Below are 20,657 nucleotides of genomic sequence, written 5' to 3' on the forward strand. Positions count from 1 at the left end.
CGAGTAACCTACTAACCACTCACGAATAACTTACTCCTCTAAATCTTCGTTACTAGCAAAACTCCCGCCGCTTACGGTTACCAGGTCAATTTGTTGACGGTAATAATCCACACTCTTGACTTGGACTTCGACGCGATCGCCTAATCGATAGGCAGTGCGATTTTTGCGACCGACTAGGCAGGCGTGACGGGAGCGATACTCGTACCAGTCATCCTTGAGAGAGCTAACGTGAACTAATCCTTCTACTAACAAGTCTTCAATTTCGACAAAAAAGCCGTAGGATTGAACTCCAGTAATCAACCCGCTGAAGATATCTCCTGTACGCTCTTTCATCTGTTCAGCTTTCTTTAAGCCCTGTAAATCCATCTCTGCATCCATGGTGATCTTTTCACGGTCATTGAGATGGGGAATTAATGTAGTTAACTGATTTTCTAACTCTTGGTGAATTTCTGGTGGTAAAACATTCCAGTTTATATTACCTTGACAGCTGCTATGATTGAGATTTACCCGGTCTTTGGAACGGGTAGAACGACGGTCTCTTCCTTTTTCAAATACCAAATGCAGTAACTGTTGTACCCATAAATCCCCATAGCGCCTCAGTGGTGATACTCCGTGAGTATAGCCAGTATCCAATGCTAGACCAAAGTGGGATCCTGGTTTTGAACTATAACCTGTTGGTTTTAAGGTTGATAACAACAAATAGATCAATACTTTAGGTGCTATGGATTTGGAAAATAGCTGGGTAAAGCCCTGATAGTCTTGAGAGGTAATGGTTTCTTCTTTCTCAAGCTGCATATCTAGCTCTAGATTCATGCCCAACCTAATCAAATCCTGAAGCCCATCCCAATCCGGTAGCCCTTGGACACAGTAAATCCCTGGCAAACCTAGGGCTTGGATGTGGGTAGCTATTGCTTCATTAGCTAAGATCACTAATTCCTTCAACAACGACTGCATTGGTACTGTTGAAGAAACCTCTAGAGCCCCCACTCTCCCTTCATCTTTATAGGGGTATGGAATCTGGGACAAATTTAGGTCAAAGGCACCCCGCTGCTTTCGTTGCGCCCTGACTGCTGGACTCAAGGTAAAAAACAGTTCTTTGAGTATGTCCACCACAGGTGCCAATTCTGAGTCAGCTTGCTCATGTCCCCCCAGAAGGGATTGAGCCTGTTCATAAGTGAGCTGGTAGTGTACCTGGATTATCGACGGTTTAATCTCATAGTCTACTACCTGACCAGCTTCGTCTAGAGTGAGTAGTACCGACATGGTTAAGCGGTCTTGACCTGGTACTAGGGAACAAAGCTGGGTAACGGCTTCTGGTAGTAAAGGCAATATCACATCGGACAGATAAACTGCTGTACCCCTTTTTCTGGCTTCATCAGCCAAGGCAGAGTCTGGAGGGACAAAGTAAGCCACATCAGCAATATGTATCCCCAGTTGCCACTGATTTGCTTCAGTTTTTTCTAGAGTAAAGGCGTTTTCTACAACTACCTTCTCTGAGTTAGCTAGCTTATCTTCAATGGTAATGGTCAGAACCTTTCGCAAATCTAAGCGCTGGCTATAGTCTGATTTTTTCAGCTTTTTCGGTAAATTATCAGCGGCTAGAAGTACCCCATCAGGGAAGTTAGAGCGTAAATCGTGCTTGCAACAGACAATGTCGGTGTCAGCCGCATCTTCTGCATCACTTCCTAAAATACGGGCAACTTTTCCAAGGGGAGGGTTTTGTCCGAGGGGGTAGCGTAGGACTTCTACATGAACCAGATGCTCCACTGCTTTTTGTAAGATTTCCTCATCTGGTTCAAGATCTAGTTCAAACAAGAGTCGGTCATCAAGGGGAAAGGCTCGGTAACCATTACCAATTTCCTTGACTCGCGCTAGCACTGAAGGATTTACCCGTTCGAGAATTAACCGCACTTCTCCTTCAGGAGACCGGCGTCGGCTACCTTCTTTGGTAACTTTGACTAGGACGCGATCGCCATTCCAGGCAGTACTGAGATTGGTTTCCCGAATGTAAATATCATCGGCTCCCTCGACTTCTTGGATGGCGAAACAAAAGCCTTTACTCGAACAGCGCAGCTTGGCTTCCACCACGTCTTCTTCATAAACACGTCGATACCTGCCGCGATCTTTAACCAGAATTCCTAATTTTTCCAGTGCATCCAGGGAAATCTGGAGTTTTTTGAGACTTTCTTTGTCTTGGCAACCAAGTTTTTTTTCTAAGACTTTGGGTGCCACTAGTTTATCATCAGTAAAATTAGAAAGTAATGTAGCGATTGAAAATTCCATCCAACAATCCTTTTCGTCTGATCGTGGTTTTTGCTTGTTGCCCTTAAGAGCATGCGATCGCGCGGGGTAGGACAGTCCCTGATGCGATCGGGTCATCGGCTGAACTATTGAAAGGCAAGCCAGGTGTACACTTCCCGAGCAGCAAAGAAAACGTGCATTACTTTTCCCGGGTACCTGAACTTGTTCCACCCCTTGTGTTTCTTTCCCAGGAAAGGGTATCCACTGATGGTTTGCCTAAACTGTTTAACCAACTCTGTTGTTTTTGTTCCGAAGCAAGACTAAGGTCAGGGTAACTTTTAGGCTAATGACTCACCTAACTTTGCCTGCGGGATTTTTGAGTCAGAGGTTGGTCAATAGCCAGTGATTCAAACGCCATGGCACCTTCTTTGAGTTACGGTTTGAGGCCCCTAGGACGATTGTTTCTTTGGCGAATTTATCATCAAACGGGTAACTTACAGGCAGTTATGTATAAGAAGCAACCGATTCAAAGAGTGAGAATCTCCAATGCCACCCAGTTTCTTTGGCGCTTAACTCTTTTGTTCAGACACTGCAATACTCAGAACCATTACGCTTCCTGGTAACTTAGTCCCCTTGCTTTGGCAATGCTGTAGCCCCTGGGGCAAAAGAGAAGCTTAGCTTAGTCTGGTCAGCCTCGGAACTTTGTCCAAATTCCCCAGTTATATCTACTACTAGTCTACCATTAGGGCAACCGATTGGTCACGCTTACGCCCTAAATCCAGATTTTCTGAATCGTCATACTGACTCGCGTAGGCTAAAAAGCAATAAATTACATCAGCATATGACAGCTCTTCTGGAAGAAGCGTAGGTGTAGGCAACGAGGGGAACTTGGAGGTACCCGCCCTCTGTTTTCTTGTTCCTAGAGCGCCTGGGAAAAAGAAACTTTGGTTTTGCGTAGGCTGTGCTGCTCAACTGGATCAGGAACCGCAACTGAAATTCCTTTCTCCTACGTCTGTTGCAGATTGTAACTACAGAATGATTTAGCGCCAGCTTACCAAAGATAGTTCTATTATATTATGTTTTATTGTACATCAACGGAAGTAAGGAATCGGGAAGAAATGTTCCGGTGTTCCGCAGATCAGCTGTTCCGTTTGCTACAGTTTTCGGGTAAAGCTATGCTATGATATAATGCTTAGATTTGGGCAGGAAATGGTTTTATGTTTACTCAGTTCCGAGATCGTTATCCTCAAGGCAGCTTGATCAGCGATCTTTTAGCGATTGACCATGGTCAGTACATAGTACGTTGCTCAGTTAAAGTTGAGGGTACCATCTTGGTCACCGGTCTAGCTGCTGCCCAAACTGTTGAATTAGCAGAAGATCAAGCCAGACAAAGAGCCTTAGCTGCTTTAGGCATGGATAGCACGAAAGGGATTGATCAAAACAAGGATAATCCCAGAGCAAAGCGTGAGGTAAATCTGCCGCTGCAACCATTGCCTCGCTATGATGTTGGCTCGACCTCAGCAAGTCATGAACAGACTCAACCCAATCATCATTTTACTCAAGCTACTCGAACCAGTGACACCAGTAGTTACTCTTTCTCAGAGTCAAGAGCTAGAGAGGTTAGAGAAACTGCTGCCAATATCCCATCAGTAGAACCAGCAAGGAAATTTAGCAATGACTCCCTTTCACCGGACCTAGAAACCTCTTTGCCAGTTGATATCCCTATAAAGAGGGAGCCAATTAGCTACCAGACCCCACAACCTGATCCTCCAGTCCAGTCATATTCTCAAAATACCATAGAGACTAACACCAGTGACATGGGACCCTTGAGTTCTGGAATTGTTGACCATTCTGACATCATTACTAAAACTAATGTAGAAATGAAGCGTCTGGGTTGGACAACTCAACAGGGGAAAGACTATCTTCTACAAACTTACGGTAAGCGATCGCGTCAGCTGCTTAGTGACCAAGAGTTAATGTCTTTTCTGAAATATCTAGAATCTCAGCCAATACCTTCAGATTCTTAAGCTATTAGCTATAGAAAGGGAACAGGGAACAGGGAACAGGGAGCAGGGAGCAGGGAGCAGGGAGCAGGGAGCAGGGAGCAGGGAGCAGGGAGCAGGGAGCAGGGAGCAGGGAATAGGGAATAGGGAACAGTTGCGTAGGGTGTGTTAGGGGGGCCTCATTTTCCGCCTCGTAGCCAGGCTTTGGATAGCCCGCCCCGTAACGCACCACGGTGTCAAACAGTAAAAGCGATGCATCAAGACAATGAGATGCACCCAATTATATCAACCACAAAAGGGATACTCTTGGCTGAGCATCCCTTTTTTTATTAACCTGAAATCGTCAGCATTTAGCATTCATCGTTTAGTTATTTTTTTTTATTCAACTATTTGCAATTTGCCATAAATCTGACCTATAAAATTATAACAATTATTTTAATTACTTAACTAATCAAGTATTATAGCCATTATATTTACCATAAGTTACAAATTGATCCCCCTAAATCCCCCTTAAAAAGGGGGACTTTGAGATTTATAATCGTACCTCATAACTGCGATAAAAACTGTAATTAAATAATATTACTGTTCCCGATTCCCGATTCCCGATTCCCGATTCCCGATTTAATACCTCTAATTATAAGTTTCAAATTAATTGCAACTTCTCCATAAAAAACCAAAAAAAAGTTTTTTACAACCCTTGACAACATTAACTATAATCATTATGATTATAGTTATAACGACGAATTCAATGTTTGAAACATGTCAACAGAATTTAATCCAAACCTAAAAAAATACCCTGTTGAGCACACTCTGAAAGGCTCTCGTAAAGCAGTAATCTACAGCATGCACACCCTCTATGTATTTGGTTATGCAGAGATTTGCGAGTGGAGCCCTATGGAGCCGACGGAGGTTCCAGGAGAAGTGAAGACGACAATGATGAAGTATTGGCTGTTGCCATAACACTTTAAATTTCTGGGGGGGTTTTCCCCCCTAGCAAAGGCTCCTGGTCTTGTAAAATAAGATCAGATCAGGTTTGGTTTGGGATCTGACTGACATGAGAATTTCAATCCACTTACTGTGGCATTGAAAAAGCCGTAGACATAATATCTACGGCTATTTTTTTTTACTTTTTATAACGTTTCTAGGACTCATGAAGTACATATAATTGTTTGACTATTGGCTATTTTATTCCTCTCCTGGGAGGGGTTAGGGCGTGTATTCTTGCCTCTGAGATCCCCCTAAATCCCCCTTAAAAAAGGGGGACTTTGAGTATGGCTCCCCCCTTTTTTAAGCTATCCATTAGGCAAAAGTAGTCGAAACAGTGATAGAGACTAGGATTTAGGCAAGGATTGGGAGAGGAGTGGTGAGAGCCATTATTAAACTAACAGGGATTTCCCAAGACTGCGGTCGCAAAATCACAAACGCGATCGCAAAATCACAAACGCGATCGCAAAATCACAAACGCGATCGCAAAATCACAAACGCGATCGCAAAATCACAAACGCGATCGCAAAATCACAAACGCGATCGCCTACGGCAGCAGCTTGCGCTGATCGCACTTAAGTAGGGCTTGCTGCACAAGTATGGAAACTATACCAGACAGGGCTTTCAATCATTTTTACCCTGAAAAAGTGCCAGGATTTTGAGCCCATCGATACAAAAACCTGGCACCATCGTAGGGGAACACTTGGTTATATTCGGAATGTGAGGGAAAAATAAGCATATTTTTCAAGAGCTAGTTTCAGATCCGCAAATTTCCCCAAAGACTTGTGCAGCAAGCGATAGTGAACTCTTAACTTATTACTTATTACTTATTACTTATTACCCGAATCAATAGACTTATTCAGCAAGCCCTAAGTAGGAGCACCCTCACGGGAGTGGACAGGGAGGCATTGGTTATGAGAGTATCAGAGGAAAAAGTCAATCAGGAGATGAAGAAGAACAAATGAAGGATTGGATCAGCCAGGAAATAAATCCGAAATTTTTCAGGACATACGTCATGCCAAAAGATTGAGAAAGACACTTGTGGTCTTAAGCGAGCATCCAGGAGAAACAGTACCAAAAGCGAGTGGTAATGCCAGCAACAGCCAAAGTATTTACAGATTTTGGTCAAATGAGAAAGTGACAAGAACACAAATATTGGCTTCACACAAGGAAGGCGTAGTGAGGAGATGTGTGGAAGCAGGAGTAGTGCTGGCAATACAGGACACGACCGACTTGGAGTATACGACACATGAAGCCACAAAAGGTTTGGGATATATAAATCAGACCCTTCAACAAGGAATTAAAGTTCATAGCTGTATAGCGGTCAGTGCCAAAGGAAAACCATTAGGACTGCTACATCAACAGAGTTGGACCAGAAAGCACAGGAGTGGTTTGAAAAAAGAACGCAAGAAAAAAGCGATTCAAGAAAAAGAAAGTTATCGATGGTTAGAGACAGTTAAGGGAGCTGAAGAAGGACTAGCGGAAAAAGCCAAGCTCATACATGTTGCAGATCGTGAGGCTGATATCTTCGAGTTATTCGCCCAAAAGCGTTCTGCTAATAGCGAATTACTGATTCTTCGAGAGTATAATCGCAGGGTGAAAGAGGAGATGGGATATCTGTTACCGATGATTGAACAAAGACCAATTTTAGGTACAATGACCATCAACTTAGAGCGTAATCCCAAACGTCCAGCTCGTCAGGCATCATTACAAATCCGAGGGATAAGAGTCACTTTGGAAGTGCCTCAACATCATCCCAAACCCCACAATCTCCATCCAGTGGAAATCAACGTACTACTGGTAGAAGAAACTGAGAAACCGGCTGATGGTAGTCAACCCATTCGTTGGTTGTTGCTCACAACTCTACCAATTGACGACTTCCAAAAAGCTTGGCAATGCGTGCAGTGGTATAGTTATCGATGGCTCATCGAACGCTTTCACTTTACCCTTAAAAGTGGCTGACGCACGCGAAAAACTTCAACTTCAAACTAGAGAGCGTTTACTCAAAGCACTGGCTACTTATAACATTGTTGCTTGGCGATTAATGTGGTTAACGTAATCTCGCTCGACTTAATCCCGATGCTTCTTGCCAAGTAGTTTTATCTCCACAGGAATGGAAGCTCAAGCGACTTCAATTTCAACCCAAAAACCGCTCGAAAAAACCTCCTACTCTTCGCCAAGCTCTGATGAGCGATTGCACGTTTGGGTGGATTTTTGGCCCGTACCGGAGATGGCGAACCTGGCTTGAAAACTCTAGCCGCGAGGGCTTTCTACCTTTTACCATTTGTTTGAAGGTTCACAACTTGCTTCTACGTCCTAGTCTCTATCACTGTTTCGACTACTTTTGCCTAATGGATAGCTTTTTTAAGGGGGGCTGGGGGGGATCATAATCTTGCGGAAAACTTTGAAAACATGCCCTAGAGGTGGGTTCCTTTTAGCTACTCCCTGCTCCCTGCTCCCTGCTCCCTGCTCCCTAAAACCTAGATATTTTTACCTCACAAGTAGAATTGCTATATTAAAATATCTTACTAATCAAACCTGGTAATTCCTTACATATAGTTACCATGTTAGCAGTAGGAGACAAAGCAGCAGCAGTTCCCATGAGTATTTTCATCGCCTTCTTAACTACTTTCTTCACACCACTATCTTCGGAATTAGTTAAAGCAGAAGCGATCGCTTCAATTTGTTCTATGGCTTCTTCTTTATCGTCGTCATCCAACTCTTCTTCTATAACTGCGTTGTGCAGTTGACTGAGTAATTCCTTGAGTTGTTTTTTATCAGGCTCAGCATCAAAGCTAGGCAACTGGCTGAAAGTATTGGTAAACGTACCAGTATTATCACCGAAAATAATTGAACCACCACCACTATTTTTAACAGCGTTCTCAGATAGATGGAACTTGCGACTTTTATCGTTGATATTAGCCATGATTTCAGAAAAATCTCCAAAAATATTACCTTGTTGTGATAATAGCAAGACTAATTGTTGAATATCACCTTTAAACTGAATTGATTGATTACTATCTTGTTGATCATTAGATACTAACTTGTTCAAATCTATTATATCATCAATTAAACTCAGAACATTCACCATCTGATAGCTTTCTTGACATTGAATGGTGTATTGCTGGTCTGTTATAAATTTTTGCAATCTTTCAAAGGGATAAGAGTGTGGCGACTGACTGTCTTTACACGTAGGGCAATTACAAGGTATTAACTTACTGTACTTCAAGCGCTTATAAGAAGCATGTATTCTATCTAGTTCGTAAGCAACTATGCTTAATAATCCCCGCTTATCTCTACCAGTAACTCTAATCTTAATCTCCCGTTTATCGTAATATTCAATCACTTCGGCTTTGGTGTTGTCCTTAGTTAAGATGACCCCAGTTTTCCAAACGTATTTTTGTTGGTCAATATACTGGTGCATCACCACAATCAAGCGAGTGATAATACCCTTAGGCATAAAATCAGGATAAGTGTAGCGTAAAATCAGATTGTGGGATGGATTCCAGTCATAGTTTGGTTGGTTATCGCTGAGGAGTTGAGGGGCGATAAAGGTATCTTTGCTGTCAGGAATTTCATAGCAAAGTTGGAATTTATTCATTAGTTCTAGTAATTCTCCTCTGGTAGAGGCATACTTTTCTTCTTTCCAAATACGTTTTAAATCGTTGCGGGTAAACTTTCCGTTGTTATTAATAATGTCATGATTATCCAGCACGTTGTAAACAGCATCGGTACCCCATTCGGGTTTAAGAATGACTGTTTTATATAACAACGAATCTTCTTGATCCTGGAAATGAAGACATATGCCTAAATCATGGAGATATCTAATTAATTGTAATTTATCTTCCCGTCGAGTAAATCCATTGGTTTCACAGATATCTAGATATTCCTCAAGAGAGATATAATTACGACAATCGTTTTCTAAAGCTTGACGAACCTTTACCCAAGTTTTCGGTAATACTTGTCCGACGTGAGGTAAATTTTTAATGTGATATTGAATAGCATCGATAATCTCTGCTAACCCTCGGTTAGTTTTGAGATTAGTAGCCATAGTGTTTTTGAGATTGGTAAACTGCCCTCGCAAAGCGTTTTCGTTAATTTCCCTTCGGCGGTCTTGTTTCTCGTTTTTAATAATCAACAGGGGGCTATTATCACTTAATTTGTCTACAATATTTAACCAATAATAAAAATCCGTATCTTGTTTACGACTATCCGCCACCAAAGTATAGAGAGAACGTTTACTTAAAAAAAACTGATGGGTAGCATGATAAATTGCTTGCCCGCCAAAATCCCAAATATTGACTTTAAATTCTTGTTCCTTATCTAGAAGAGGAAAACTCCATTTAATAACATCAATGCCTTCTGTAGATGCTTGATTGTCTTGGAGTTGGTATTGGGGGTTTTGAATTTTTTTAGCTAAACTAGTTTTGCCTGCTCCGGCCTCGCCGACAATCAACAACTTAGCTTCATAGATATAATCTTTTCCTTCTTTCCTTAATTGTCGAAAATATTGTTTAATAGCATCTACTCCTTTACTGACTACTTCTGGCGGTGGAACAACCAGGGGATTTTCCGATAACTCTAGCTGGGTTAAATTGGATAGATTTCCAAAAGATTCGGGAAGGGTGGTTAGTTGATTATTCCATAAATGTAGCCTGGTTAAATTGGATAGATTCCCAAGAGATTCCGGCAGAGTTGTTAGTTGATTACCCGATAAATGTAGCCTGATTAAATTGGATAGATTCCCAAGAGATTCCGGCAGAGTTGTTAGTTGATTATTCCATAACTCTAACCTGGTTAAATTGGATAGATTCCCAAGAGAGTTTGGCAGAGTTATTAGTTGATTATTCCATAATTCTAGTCTGTTTAAATTGGATAGATTCCCAAGAGATTCCGGGAGGTTTGTTAGTTGATTTGTTTCTAAATTTAGCTCGATTAAATTGGATAAATTTCCAAGAGATTCTGGTAGTTTTTTTAGTTGATTGAAGGATAAATATAGATGAGTTAAATTGGATAGATTCCCAATAGACTCTGGAAGATTGGTTAGTTGATTGAAGGATAAATATAGATGAGTTAAATTGGATAGATTCCCAATAGACTCTGGAATTTTATCTATTTTGTTATACTTTAATTTTAATACTTTAATTTGTTTTAGTTCAAAAACTTCCTCTGGTATCTTGGTCAATGGTTGGGATCGATCTGAAACTAAATTAACGAAAAGTTTTAATATTGTATTATCTGAGTAATTACTTAAATCGAGTATTTCAAGTTTTTTTTTCCTGGCTTCTTGGATTTTTTCTCGGAAGTGTGTTGGAATACTATCTTCGGTCATATAGCAATTGTTATTTGGGTGAGTGACAAAGCTTATGGTTTTAAGGCAATAGGAAATAGGCAATAGGCAATAGACTTTTAAGAGAATCAGCGTAAAAGAATACTGTACCTCATAAATGCAATAAACGCTTATGTTCTGAGCCAACACATCTATTGTAATGTTTTTTATATAAAAGTTATGTCAAGTCACTGGTTAAATGCAACCACGAGGATTTATACTTAATAACTTTTAATAACTTTGGTGGAATAATTTCCTTCTTTGATTCAGCAATGGCCAAATTGGGAGTTCCCTAAATGCAGGATGATTTTAATAGTTTTCTGGAATAGGCATCTTGGTAGAATAGGCATCATGGTGGAAGGAGCATCATGGTGAAATAAGCATCTTGTGTGGAATGGGCATCTTGCCCGTTCCCAACACCCCCGACTCCCGATTCCCGATTCCCGATTCCCGATTCCCGACCCCCCCACACTTACCTTGCTCAGATCCTCTAGGATGACAGATGAAGCAGGAAAGTCCTATCGTGAGGGTAAAGCTAGAGCTATATTCCTTCCGGATTACTCTCAGTAGTTGCGTAACCTGTAGATTCACATTAAGCTCATTGTTCTTTGAGGCTGTACCGTGCCTAAATCTATTCCATTACTATCTATTCTTGTTCTGATGGGTTTGATCAGTTGGTCAGCACCAGTTGCTGGACAAGCACTCATTCCCTATACCCTAAAATTGGATTCAGAGGAACTTGAACAGCAGGGCTTAGCTCTGGCTCAGGAGGCCATTCAGTTAGTCCGCTTTCAACAATACGACCTGGCGCTGCCTAAGGCCAAGTTAGCTACTCAACTTGCCCCCAACACCTATCAAACCTGGTTTATCTTGGGAACCTTGTACGTACAGTCCCAGGAGTTGGATCAAGGCATTGAAGCCTTGCAAAAGTCTTACTCTCTGGCACCAGATGAAGCTGGGGTGCTGTTCACCTTGGGGTCAGCCTATTTCCAAAAAAGCGACTATAGAAAAGCGATCGCTCAGTTGAAAGCGGGATTAAAACTCAAACCCGATGTGCCAGAAGCGCTGTTTGACTTGGGTAATTCTTACTATATGCTCAATCAGTATCCTGAAGCAATCGATGCTTACAACAAAGCTGTTGACCAAGACAAAAGCTTTTGGCCAGCCATTAACAATATTGGGTTGGTCAACTATGAACAAGGGGATGTGGAGAGTGCCATTAAACAATGGGAAGCAGCCATAGGGATTGATAAAGAGGCGGCAGAACCTCAACTTGCGATCGCTGTGGCTCTGTATGCCCAAGGGGATATTGAAAAGGCACTATTAATGGGAGAAGCGGCAATCCGCCTAGATAGCCGCTATGCTAATTTAGAGTTTCTTAAAGAAAACCTGTGGGGTAAGCGCCTGCTTTCTGAAACCAAAAAGTTTCTGGAAAATCCCAGAATTCAAGCCACCATTATCCAGAGTCAAGGTCTACCCTAAGTAGCTCAACTCCACCTGTCATCGGTGACTCCTAAAAATAGTGCTTGATCTCTATCAATTGCCAATAGGGGAGGGATGGCAGCCAATCATGGGCAATCATCTCAAGGGCAGTGGTTTAAGATTGGCAATTTTCAAGACAGGAATTTAATTGTCCTGGGGCAATAGAGCCATGATCTGATCAACAAACTTTTGATGGTCAACAACAGGTTTGGAGATGTAGTCATCAGCACCACTTTGCTTAAGAAAGTTTTCTCGATCCCCTTCCATCGCATGAGCAGTGACCAGAATAATTGGCAGTTGGGACGTTTCAGCATCAGCCTTAAGCATTTGGGTAATCTTAATGCCGTCTACTGATTTACCCTGATAAACACTATGAGCTAGGGAAACATCCATCAAGATAATGTCTGCCTCCCCAGCTTGGGCTATCTGCATTACTTCTTCTACATCTTCAGTATGCTTTACATTCAAACCGCCCCGCTTACTGAGAATCTTGGAAAAAACACGAGCATTAATCGGATCATCTTCGACAATCAGAACGGTTTTCATGGGTCTTGGATCAAGAGTGTCATTTTTGGCAAAAGTGTCATTTGATCATAAGTTTGACAGGGAATCTGTCATGTTGCTATTTCAAATGCAAGATGTCATCTTCTCAAGTCTACTTTTCCCAAATCCTTAGGTAACTAGTAATGTTCATTGGACTAATACAGGTGATAGGCTGCTTAGTACCAGGGAAGCTGACGCTCCTGGAAAAAGCCTTCCTTAACTGCATCCAAACCTAGATTATAGTGTCTTGGGGACAGTGGGCACAAGGAATTTTAGGTGCGCCTAACTAATGCGAATTTAATTCGCCACGGGTCGCACCTGCGGGAAGCGAAGCTTCTGGCTGGGTTTTCCTTGAGCCTGTTTATTTGAGTCATGCTCATACTTTAGCTTGGCAAAACCCACCACTATCTTAAGGCGGGAAATCGGCTTTGGAACCAGATGCTCAAATTTTATGTAAGCATTCAGCCGTCAGCCGTCAGCCGTCAGCCGTCAGCCGTCAGCCGTCAGCCGTCAGCCGTCAGCCGTCAGCCGTCAGCCGTCAGCCGTCAGCCGTCAGCCGTCAGCTTATTTTATTCAATAGCTCAGAGCTGATAGCTGATAGCTCAGAGCTGATAGCTGATAGCTGATAGCTGATAGCTGATAGCTGATAGCTGATAGCTGATAGCTGATAGCTGATAGCTCAGAGCTGATAGCTGAAGAAAAAATTCTCAACTCCAGATCTTCCCTATCTTTTCGAGTACCGTAGCCTTAACGAGCGTGCAATTTCCCTATACCCTAAACCCCAACACCCTGTTGTCAATTCTGCATTGGAGGATTTTTGATGGCAAAACAGCTGAACCTACTGGAAAACAGTAATGTCATTCCCACAGCCCTACATTTGGAGATGCAACGGTCATATCTTGAATATGCCATGAGTGTGATTGTGGGGCGTGCTTTACCTGATGTCCGTGATGGGCTTAAGCCTGTACATCGACGTATCCTATATGCGATGCACGAATTAGGGTTAACCCCAGATCGACCATACCGCAAATGTGCTCGTGTGGTTGGGGATGTGTTGGGTAAATATCACCCCCACGGTGACCAAGCGGTGTATGAAGCGATGGTGCGGTTAGTCCAGGACTTTTCGACCAGGTATCCCCTCCTTGACGGTCATGGCAATTTTGGTTCGGTGGATAATGATCCACCAGCAGCCATGCGTTACACTGAAACCCGACTTTCTCCGGTGGGCGCGCAAGCCCTATTGTCAGAAATTGGGGAAGCAACCGTTGATTTTATCGACAACTTTGATAGCTCCCAGCAAGAGCCAGTGGTACTCCCGGCACAATTACCAATCTTGTTGCTCAATGGTTGCTCTGGCATTGCTGTGGGCATGGCAACCAATATTCCTCCTCACAATTTGGTAGAGATAGTAGATGGCTTGATTGCTCTGATTGACCGTCCCGATTTAGCAGATGAAAAACTCTGGAAATTAATTCCCGGACCCGATTTTCCCACTGGGGGGGAAATTGTGGCAGCTGAGGGGATTCGGGATGCCTATACTACCGGTCGTGGCAGTATACCGATTCGAGGCATCACTAAGCTTGAAACCATTCAAGTCGGTCGAGGGAAACGGGGGCAACGCAGGGCAATTGTAGTGAGTGAGTTGCCCTATCAGGTGCATAAGGCCGCCTGGATTGAAAAAGTGGCAGCGTTGGTCAATCAAGGGCGTATAGAAGGGATTAGCGATATCCGAGATGAAAGCGATCGCGAAGGGATGCGGGTGGTGGTGGAACTCAAACGAGATGCTCAGCCATCAACGGTTCTCCAGCAGTTGTATAAGCAAACTCCCCTGCAAACAAACTTTGGTGCTATCCTGCTGACCTTGGTAGATGGACAACCCCGACAACTTACCCTGCGGCAGTTGTTAGAATCATTTATTAGCTTCCGAGAACAGACTCTAACCCGCCAATATACCTATGAGAAGTCCCAGAAAGAAAGACGTCTTCACCTGGTAGACGGGTTACTGGCTAGCCTCAATCAGCTGGATGCCATGATTGACATTCTCAGAAATGCTCCTGATGGTAGCACTGCTAAGCTTTCCCTGCAAAACCAGTTAAACTTAAGTGAAATCCAGGCTGACGCAATTCTGGCCATGCCCATGCGACGGCTAACTGGCTTAGAACGAGAAAAGTTAGAGACCGAGCGTGAGGAACTTTCCCAGCGCCTGGCACAGCTACAGCAATTACTCAATGATCGGCGGGAATTGCTCAAAGCCCTCAAGAAAGATTTGCGATCGCTTAAACGCAAGTACGGTGATCCTCGCCGTACCATAATCAACTCTATTGCTTCAACTGAAAAACAGCTAGAACAACCGACAACTCCTCAACCCAGGAGTAGGAAATCTGCTCAACCCCAAAAAACTCCTGATACCCTACCTAATGCTCCAACTGAGCCAGAACAAACACTTCTAGAATTTACCTCTCACGGGTATGTACAGCGGCAAAATTCCACAACACAGCCAAAATTACCCAAGTCCATTAAACAAGGGGAGGACTTTATAGTTGAGGCTCAGCTGCTGCTCACCACACAAGAATTAATGGTAATCACTGGTTCTGGCAAAGCCTACCCAGTCAAAATTAGAGATATTCCACCAGCAGCTGGACGCAAGCAGGGCATTCCCTTGGTAAAGTTGCTGCCAAATTCGGCTCAATCAGAAACAGTTGTGGCTCACTTTAGGGTGCCAGATGACCTAGAAAAATTCACCCTAGTGTTGCTGACTCACCAAGGTAAAATTAAGCGTGTATCAGTGTCTGAGTTGACAAAACTAACGAACCGTGGTATGTTGCTTACCAAGTTCAGAAATGACGATCAGCTACAGTATGCCAACCTATGTAGTACAGCGACACAAGTAGTGGTAGCAACTAGTAATGGACGGCTGTTGCGCTTTGAGATTAATGACAAACAGTTACCCATTATGGGACGCAGCGCTCAAGGAAATCAAGCCTTACGGCTAAAGGGTAAAGAAAAGCTGGTTGGCTGTGCTGTGCTAGGGGAAGAGGAAAACCTCTTACTGGTGTCTGAGCAGGGGTATGGAAAGCGCCTCCCCGTGCAGGCGATCAGGTTGGCTAATCGGGGAGACCTGGGAACTCAAGCGCTACAGTTTAAAACCGCTAAAGATGGTTTGGTCAGCATGGTTAACGATTCCATCGCCAGTGAGGTCATGGTAGTCACTTCCGTTGGCGGTAAGCGTTTAGCTATGGAATCGGTGCCGATTTGGGGAAAAGATGGCACAGGCGATCCCATTGCCAAACTCAATCCGGAGGAAAAAATCATTAGTGTTACTCCTCTGGTTCAGCACTTAACTGTTTAACTGGTTCAGCACTTAACTGTTTAACTGGTTCAGCACTTAACTGTTTAACTGGTTCAGCACTTAACTGTTTAAGGCGATATCCCACACTGTGAACGGTTTCAATCAAATCTCTGGGTGCGCCAGCTAATCTCAGTTTGCGCCTCAAACTTTTGATGTAAGCGTTGACCGTCTCCTCTTCGGGAGGGTTTTCAAAAGACCAGACGTGCTCGATAATTACACTACGAGTCAGTACCCGCCGACCGTTGCGCAGGAAAAATTCGAGTAAACTATACTCCTTACGGGTAAAGTGGATAAGTTGGTGATCATAGCTTACTTCATAGGTACTCGGGTCAAGACGCAAATCGCCCCACTTAAGCACTGGTGGTGCGATAGATTGACCTCGACGCAGCAGAGCCCGAATCCGCGCAAATAATTCTGGTAAGTCAACGGGCTTAACTAGATAATCATCAGCCCCTGCATCTAGACCCTTGACTTTATCATTAGTGGTATCACGACCCGTCAACATTAGAATCGGCATTTGATTGCCTTGGGCTCGCAATTTTCGACAAACACCAAAGCCATCGAGCTTGGGCAGAGTCACATCTAGGACCATCAAATCATAATCAAGCATTTGGGATTGCTGGCAAGCAATTTCGCCATTGGTAACCATATCAACCACATAACGTTGGTTGGTGAGGGCTTCCGATAAATTTTCAGCAAGGAGAATATCATCTTCCACTAACAAAATTTTCATTGAAGAAGTTTTTTTGTTAAAAATGACTGATAAGAGTACATAGGTAAAGTCTAAAAGACATTGGAGTGGCGATTCTACGTCAAGACTAACTTATGTTACTCTCGTTGCTCCAGTTTCTGGGTAGATCACCAACAGTAAAGTTGACAGCAGTCACAACCACTGTTCATAATTATCAGGTGGATAAACTTTAGCATTCAAAATAAACCCTTGGCTAACGTTGTTGTAATTGGTGCCCAGTGGGGCGATGAAGGAAAAGGCAAAATAACAGATCTGCTGAGTCGTTCAGCAGATGTAGTCGTCCGTTACCAGGGGGGCGTCAATGCTGGGCATACAGTTGTTGTTCAAGGTCAAACGTTTAAACTGCACCTGATACCTTCTGGAATTTTGTATCCGGATACAGAGTGTATTATTGGTTCCGGTACAGTTATTGACCCAGAAGTTTTAATTGCCGAACTTGACCAACTTGAAGCACTGGGCATTTCCACTAAAAATCTGCTGATTTCAAACATAGCCCATGTCACGATGCCTTATCATCGATTGATTGACCAAGCATCGGAAGAGCGCCGGGGTACGCAGAAAATTGGTACCACGGGTCGTGGTATTGGTCCGACCTATGCGGATAAATCAGAGCGTGCTGGTATTCGGATCATTGACCTGATGGATTCGGAAGTATTGGTAGAAAAGTTAACCTGGACGATTAATTATAAGAACGCTATTTTAGATAAGCTCTATAATCTACCGCCCTTAGACCCAGCTACGGTGATCAAGCAATACCAGGAGTATGCTGAACGGCTAGGCTCTTATGTGGTCGATAGTTCCTTGAAGATTTATGAGGCGATTGAGCAAAAACGCAATATTCTGTTTGAAGGCGCTCAAGGGACACTGCTAGATTTAGATCATGGCACCTACCCTTTTGTCACCTCTTCCAATCCAGTGGCTGGCGGAGCTTGTGTGGGTGCTGGTGTAGGACCGACAATGATTGATCGGGTGATTGGTGTGGCAAAAGCTTACACAACCCGAGTCGGAGAAGGACCGTTTCCCACAGAGATCCACACTCGAGAAGGAGAGTTACTTTGTGAGCTAGGATCAGAATTTGGGACAACCACCGGTCGCCGCCGCCGTTGTGGCTGGTTTGATGCCGTCATTGGTCGCTATGCTGTTCGGATTAATGGTCTTGACTGTCTAGCGATCACCAAACTGGATGTACTCGATACCTTTGAAGAAATTAAGGTGTGCGTCGCCTATGAAATTGACGGTGAAATCAGTCGGGAATTTCCTAGCAGCACTAGCGTGTTTTCCCGATGCCAGGCCGTTTACAAAACCCTATCCGGTTGGCAAAAATCTACTGCTGAATGTCGGTCTTTAGAGGATTTACCCACCGAAGCCTTGGATTATCTTAAATTCCTGGCAGAACTGATGAAAGTTCCCATTGCTGTGGTTTCCTTAGGAGCCAGCCGCGACCAGACAATTATTGTCGAAGACCCAATCCACGGTCCAAAGCGAGCACTATTGGATGCTAGCGGTACACCGATAACTTCGGGAGTTTAAGTGCGTCAGGGTGTCAGGGCGTCAAGGCGTCAGTCGGAGAGTTTAAATGTCACCAGTTTTCGATTCGATTAAACACCCTGACTTACCATTTAGGTCAGCACCTCCCTCGGTGGCGGAATCGACCGGTAGCTGACCAATAATCGCCATTAAATTGGCTACGTTATCTCGAAGAGTTAAAGTCCTACCGATGAATGTTACTGTAGAATGTCAAAAGCGACCAGAAGGTAGTAAGCCGAGAGCCTTACGCCGTTCTGGCTTGATTCCCACCGTACTTTACGGTCACAATGGTGCAGAATCTGTATCCCTAACTATGACGGCTAAAGCAGCAGAAGATTTGCTTAAAACAGCCTCGGTGAATAATACCCTGATAGAGCTCTCTATTCCTGACCTTTCCTGGAATGGTCCAGTTCTGCTGCGGGAGATACAATCTCATCCTTGGAAAAATTCCCTGTACCACCTCAGTTTTTTCTCGGTGGCTTCTCAAAATAAAGTAGAGGTCGTTGTACCTCTGAAGCTAGTGGGAGAAGCGGTAGGAGTTAAGCAAGGTGGGGTTTTGCAGCAAAGGCTTACAACAGTAAAAGTGCAATGTCCCCCAGATAAAATTCCCGAAAGCATTGATATTGATATATCAAATTTGGAACAGGGTAAGATGTTCTACATTTACGAGTTAGTCTTGCCAGAAGGGATCCAGGTTATGGATGATCCTAAATTGAGTGTTCTTGCTATCACGTCTAAATAAAGCGTTGCACAATACAGGTAAGGATTAAGCTATCAGCAGTCAGCCGTGAGCATTAAGCTTACGCTACGCGAACGACTTAATGCTTACCTTAAATCCTGTTTTGTTAATTAGCGATAGAGCACTGATAATTTTCACTGATAATTTTCAATGTTCAATTTTAAATTGACGAATAATGTTCCATGATAAGTATTGAACCGAAAACAATATCATTACTTGATACAGCAATGATACAGCAATGATAGTTTGGTTATAGTTGTCTGATGAAGCCAGGGCAGAGTTAAATTTCCCTGGCTTTTTTGTGAATGATTAGTCGGATTGGAAGAAAATGACAGAAAACTCTCAACAGTCAAGACCTATTGATGTCTTTGGTGTCGGAAATGCTTTAGTCGATATTCTGGCACTGGTGGATGATGATTTTATCCGGGAACATGACCTGAATCGAGGGGCAATGACTTTGATGGATGCCCAAAAGCAGGCTATGATTCTACAAAATCTTGAGCATGTTTCTCTGGAACTGAGCTCAGGAGGCTCCGCTGCTAATACTATGATTGCGATCGCTCAAAGTGGTGGTAAAGGCTTCTATTCCGGTAAGGTCTCTAGAGATACCAATGGGGAATTTTACCGACAAGACTTATTGAAGGCAGGGATTGACTTTGATGTGCATCCAGCTGAGCTATCTAGTGGTCCGACTGGTACCTGTGTGGTTCTAACTACCCCTGATGCTGAGCGTACTATGTGTACTCATCTGGGAGTATCTACTACTTTGGCTCCTACTGATATTGATGTAGAACGACTCAGCCAATGCAAATATAGCTACGTTGAGGGCTACCTCTGGACGGGGGATGACACTCGGAAAGCTTGTATTGAGGCTATGGAACAGTCCAAGCTTAAAGGAGTAAAGAGTGCTTTTACCTTTTCCGACTTCTTTCTAGTAGAGAATTTTGCTGATGATTTCCGTCAGCTGATTACAGATTATTGTGATGTGGTCTTCTGTAACGCGGCTGAAGCACGCCACTTCTGTGGAGTGGAATCCTTGTCTGATTGTGCTGGTAAAATAGGCGAGTTAGTGGATACAGCTTTTATCACTGATGGTCCTAATGGTTGTTTAGTGGTTGAAAATAAAACAATTTTCGAGGTGCCTGGATTCCCAGCTAAGGCCGTGGATAGCGTAGGAGCTGGTGATGCCTTTGCCGGTGGTGTCTTGTTTGGACTCACCAATGGTTTGACCACTAAGCAAGCGGCACGTTGGGGAAACTATTTTGCTTCAAAAGTAGTACAAACTTATGGTCCACGTCTGGAGGGATCTCAGGCTGAGTCTGTCAAGGAAGTTGTTGGTAGCGATTAAGCTATTTTGTAGAGCAGTTTTCTATTGGCCGAGGTGTAGCAGCATTAAAGTTAGAACATTGATACAAGCAGCATAAGCTGTTTTAGTCAACGTTTAGGTGCGACCCTTGGGTCGCACCTTGTTGTTGGAGTAAGCTGTTATGGATTGAACCTCCCCATCCTAAGAGGAATGGGGATTCCCAGGCACAACCACCGTTGGTTGTTATCTCCATGGGCGTAACTTTCCCGCGCACCGTTCGCGTAGCGTGGCCAAAGGCCAGGGTAGCTGAGTAGGGTCAATACCCAGTTTTTTTTGAGACCCTTACTTTTTATATTAACACTATTTGAGAGGGAAAATTCATCCCCGACCTAATTCGACGGGG

17 protein-coding genes are annotated in these 20,657 nt (G+C 43.5%); 12 read left to right on the top strand and 5 right to left on the bottom strand.

Annotation, left to right across the window (positions count from 1 at the left end; all coding sequences use genetic code 11):
• Positions 1-30: 30 nt before the first annotated feature.
• Positions 31-2,283, bottom strand: a complete 2,253-nt coding sequence (locus BJP34_RS20355) for a ribonuclease R family protein (RefSeq protein ID WP_070393921.1) — start codon at positions 2,281-2,283, stop codon at positions 31-33.
• A 1,175-nt stretch (positions 2,284-3,458) separates the two neighbouring features.
• On the opposite strand from BJP34_RS20355, the gene BJP34_RS20360 reads away from it, so the two are divergent.
• On the top strand, positions 3,459-4,268 hold the full coding sequence (locus BJP34_RS20360; RefSeq protein WP_070393922.1) for a hypothetical protein: 810 nt from the start codon (positions 3,459-3,461) through the stop codon (positions 4,266-4,268).
• A 4-nt stretch (positions 4,269-4,272) separates the two neighbouring features.
• Here the strand turns inward: BJP34_RS20360 and BJP34_RS40415 are convergent, their stop codons facing one another.
• Entirely contained in the window at positions 4,273-4,524 is a 252-nt protein-coding gene (locus BJP34_RS40415; RefSeq protein WP_149031085.1) for a hypothetical protein, read from the bottom strand.
• 479 nt (positions 4,525-5,003) lie between these two features.
• Between BJP34_RS40415 and BJP34_RS20365 the strand changes: the two genes are divergently transcribed.
• From BJP34_RS20365 to BJP34_RS43845, 4 genes are all read left to right on the top strand, one after another.
• Entirely contained in the window at positions 5,004-5,204 is a 201-nt protein-coding gene (locus BJP34_RS20365; RefSeq protein ID WP_070393923.1) for a hypothetical protein, read from the top strand.
• 403 nt (positions 5,205-5,607) lie between these two features.
• A complete protein-coding gene (locus BJP34_RS40420; RefSeq protein WP_149031086.1) occupies positions 5,608-5,811 on the top strand; it encodes a hypothetical protein in 204 nt (67 codons plus the stop codon).
• 386 nt (positions 5,812-6,197) lie between these two features.
• On the top strand, positions 6,198-7,190 hold the full coding sequence (locus tag BJP34_RS20370; protein ID WP_083305041.1) for an IS4 family transposase: 993 nt from the start codon (positions 6,198-6,200) through the stop codon (positions 7,188-7,190).
• Between the two features lie 442 nt (positions 7,191-7,632).
• The gene (locus tag BJP34_RS43845; protein ID WP_158517334.1) at positions 7,633-7,773 is read left to right on the top strand and encodes a hypothetical protein; all 141 of its coding nucleotides are present in this window, start codon (positions 7,633-7,635) and stop codon (positions 7,771-7,773) included.
• Here BJP34_RS43845 and BJP34_RS20375 read toward each other — a convergent pair.
• Complete coding sequence (locus BJP34_RS20375) at positions 7,744-10,560, bottom strand: COR domain-containing protein (RefSeq protein ID WP_070393924.1); 2,817 nt, start codon at positions 10,558-10,560, stop codon at positions 7,744-7,746. The two genes, BJP34_RS43845 and BJP34_RS20375, sit on opposite strands and share 30 nt — an antisense overlap.
• 384 nt (positions 10,561-10,944) lie before the next feature.
• Here BJP34_RS20375 and BJP34_RS43850 point away from each other — a divergent pair, with 384 nt between their 5' ends.
• Both BJP34_RS43850 and BJP34_RS20380 read left to right on the top strand, forming a co-directional pair.
• Entirely contained in the window at positions 10,945-11,127 is a 183-nt protein-coding gene (locus tag BJP34_RS43850) for a hypothetical protein (RefSeq protein WP_158517335.1), read from the top strand.
• Between the two features lie 90 nt (positions 11,128-11,217).
• Positions 11,218-12,039 (top strand): tetratricopeptide repeat protein, encoded by an 822-nt coding sequence (locus BJP34_RS20380; protein ID WP_202972168.1) that lies wholly within the window; start codon positions 11,218-11,220, stop codon positions 12,037-12,039.
• 144 nt (positions 12,040-12,183) lie between these two features.
• Here the strand turns inward: BJP34_RS20380 and BJP34_RS20385 are convergent, their stop codons facing one another.
• A complete protein-coding gene (locus BJP34_RS20385; protein WP_070393926.1) occupies positions 12,184-12,585 on the bottom strand; it encodes a response regulator in 402 nt (133 codons plus the stop codon).
• Between the two features lie 425 nt (positions 12,586-13,010).
• Here BJP34_RS20385 and BJP34_RS43855 point away from each other — a divergent pair, with 425 nt between their 5' ends.
• Together BJP34_RS43855 and BJP34_RS20390 are read left to right on the top strand one after the other, a co-directional pair.
• On the top strand, positions 13,011-13,208 hold the full coding sequence (locus tag BJP34_RS43855; protein ID WP_158517336.1) for a hypothetical protein: 198 nt from the start codon (positions 13,011-13,013) through the stop codon (positions 13,206-13,208).
• Positions 13,209-13,402: 194 nt separating this feature from the next.
• Entirely contained in the window at positions 13,403-15,931 is a 2,529-nt protein-coding gene (locus tag BJP34_RS20390; RefSeq protein WP_070393927.1) for a DNA gyrase/topoisomerase IV subunit A, read from the top strand.
• Here the strand turns inward: BJP34_RS20390 and BJP34_RS20395 are convergent.
• Positions 15,900-16,664 carry a response regulator transcription factor gene (locus tag BJP34_RS20395; protein ID WP_229423947.1) on the bottom strand — a complete coding sequence of 255 codons (765 nt, stop codon included), beginning with the start codon at positions 16,662-16,664 and terminating at the stop codon, positions 15,900-15,902. The two genes, BJP34_RS20390 and BJP34_RS20395, sit on opposite strands and share 32 nt — an antisense overlap.
• Before the next feature lie 207 nt (positions 16,665-16,871).
• On the opposite strand from BJP34_RS20395, the gene BJP34_RS20400 reads away from it, so the two are divergent.
• From BJP34_RS20400 to BJP34_RS20410, 3 genes are all read left to right on the top strand, one after another.
• Positions 16,872-18,212, top strand: coding sequence for an adenylosuccinate synthase (locus tag BJP34_RS20400; RefSeq protein ID WP_070393928.1), 1,341 nt, complete (start codon positions 16,872-16,874; stop codon positions 18,210-18,212).
• Between the two features lie 187 nt (positions 18,213-18,399).
• Entirely contained in the window at positions 18,400-18,951 is a 552-nt protein-coding gene (locus BJP34_RS20405) for a 50S ribosomal protein L25/general stress protein Ctc (protein ID WP_070393929.1), read from the top strand.
• Positions 18,952-19,276: 325 nt separating this feature from the next.
• Complete coding sequence (locus BJP34_RS20410) at positions 19,277-20,296, top strand: adenosine kinase (protein ID WP_070393930.1); 1,020 nt, start codon at positions 19,277-19,279, stop codon at positions 20,294-20,296.
• The last annotated feature ends 361 nt before the right edge of the window (positions 20,297-20,657 follow it).

Origin of the sequence: Moorena producens PAL-8-15-08-1 (assembly GCF_001767235.1) — a bacterium.
Lineage (GTDB): Bacteria > Cyanobacteriota > Cyanobacteriia > Cyanobacteriales > Coleofasciculaceae > Moorena > Moorena producens_A.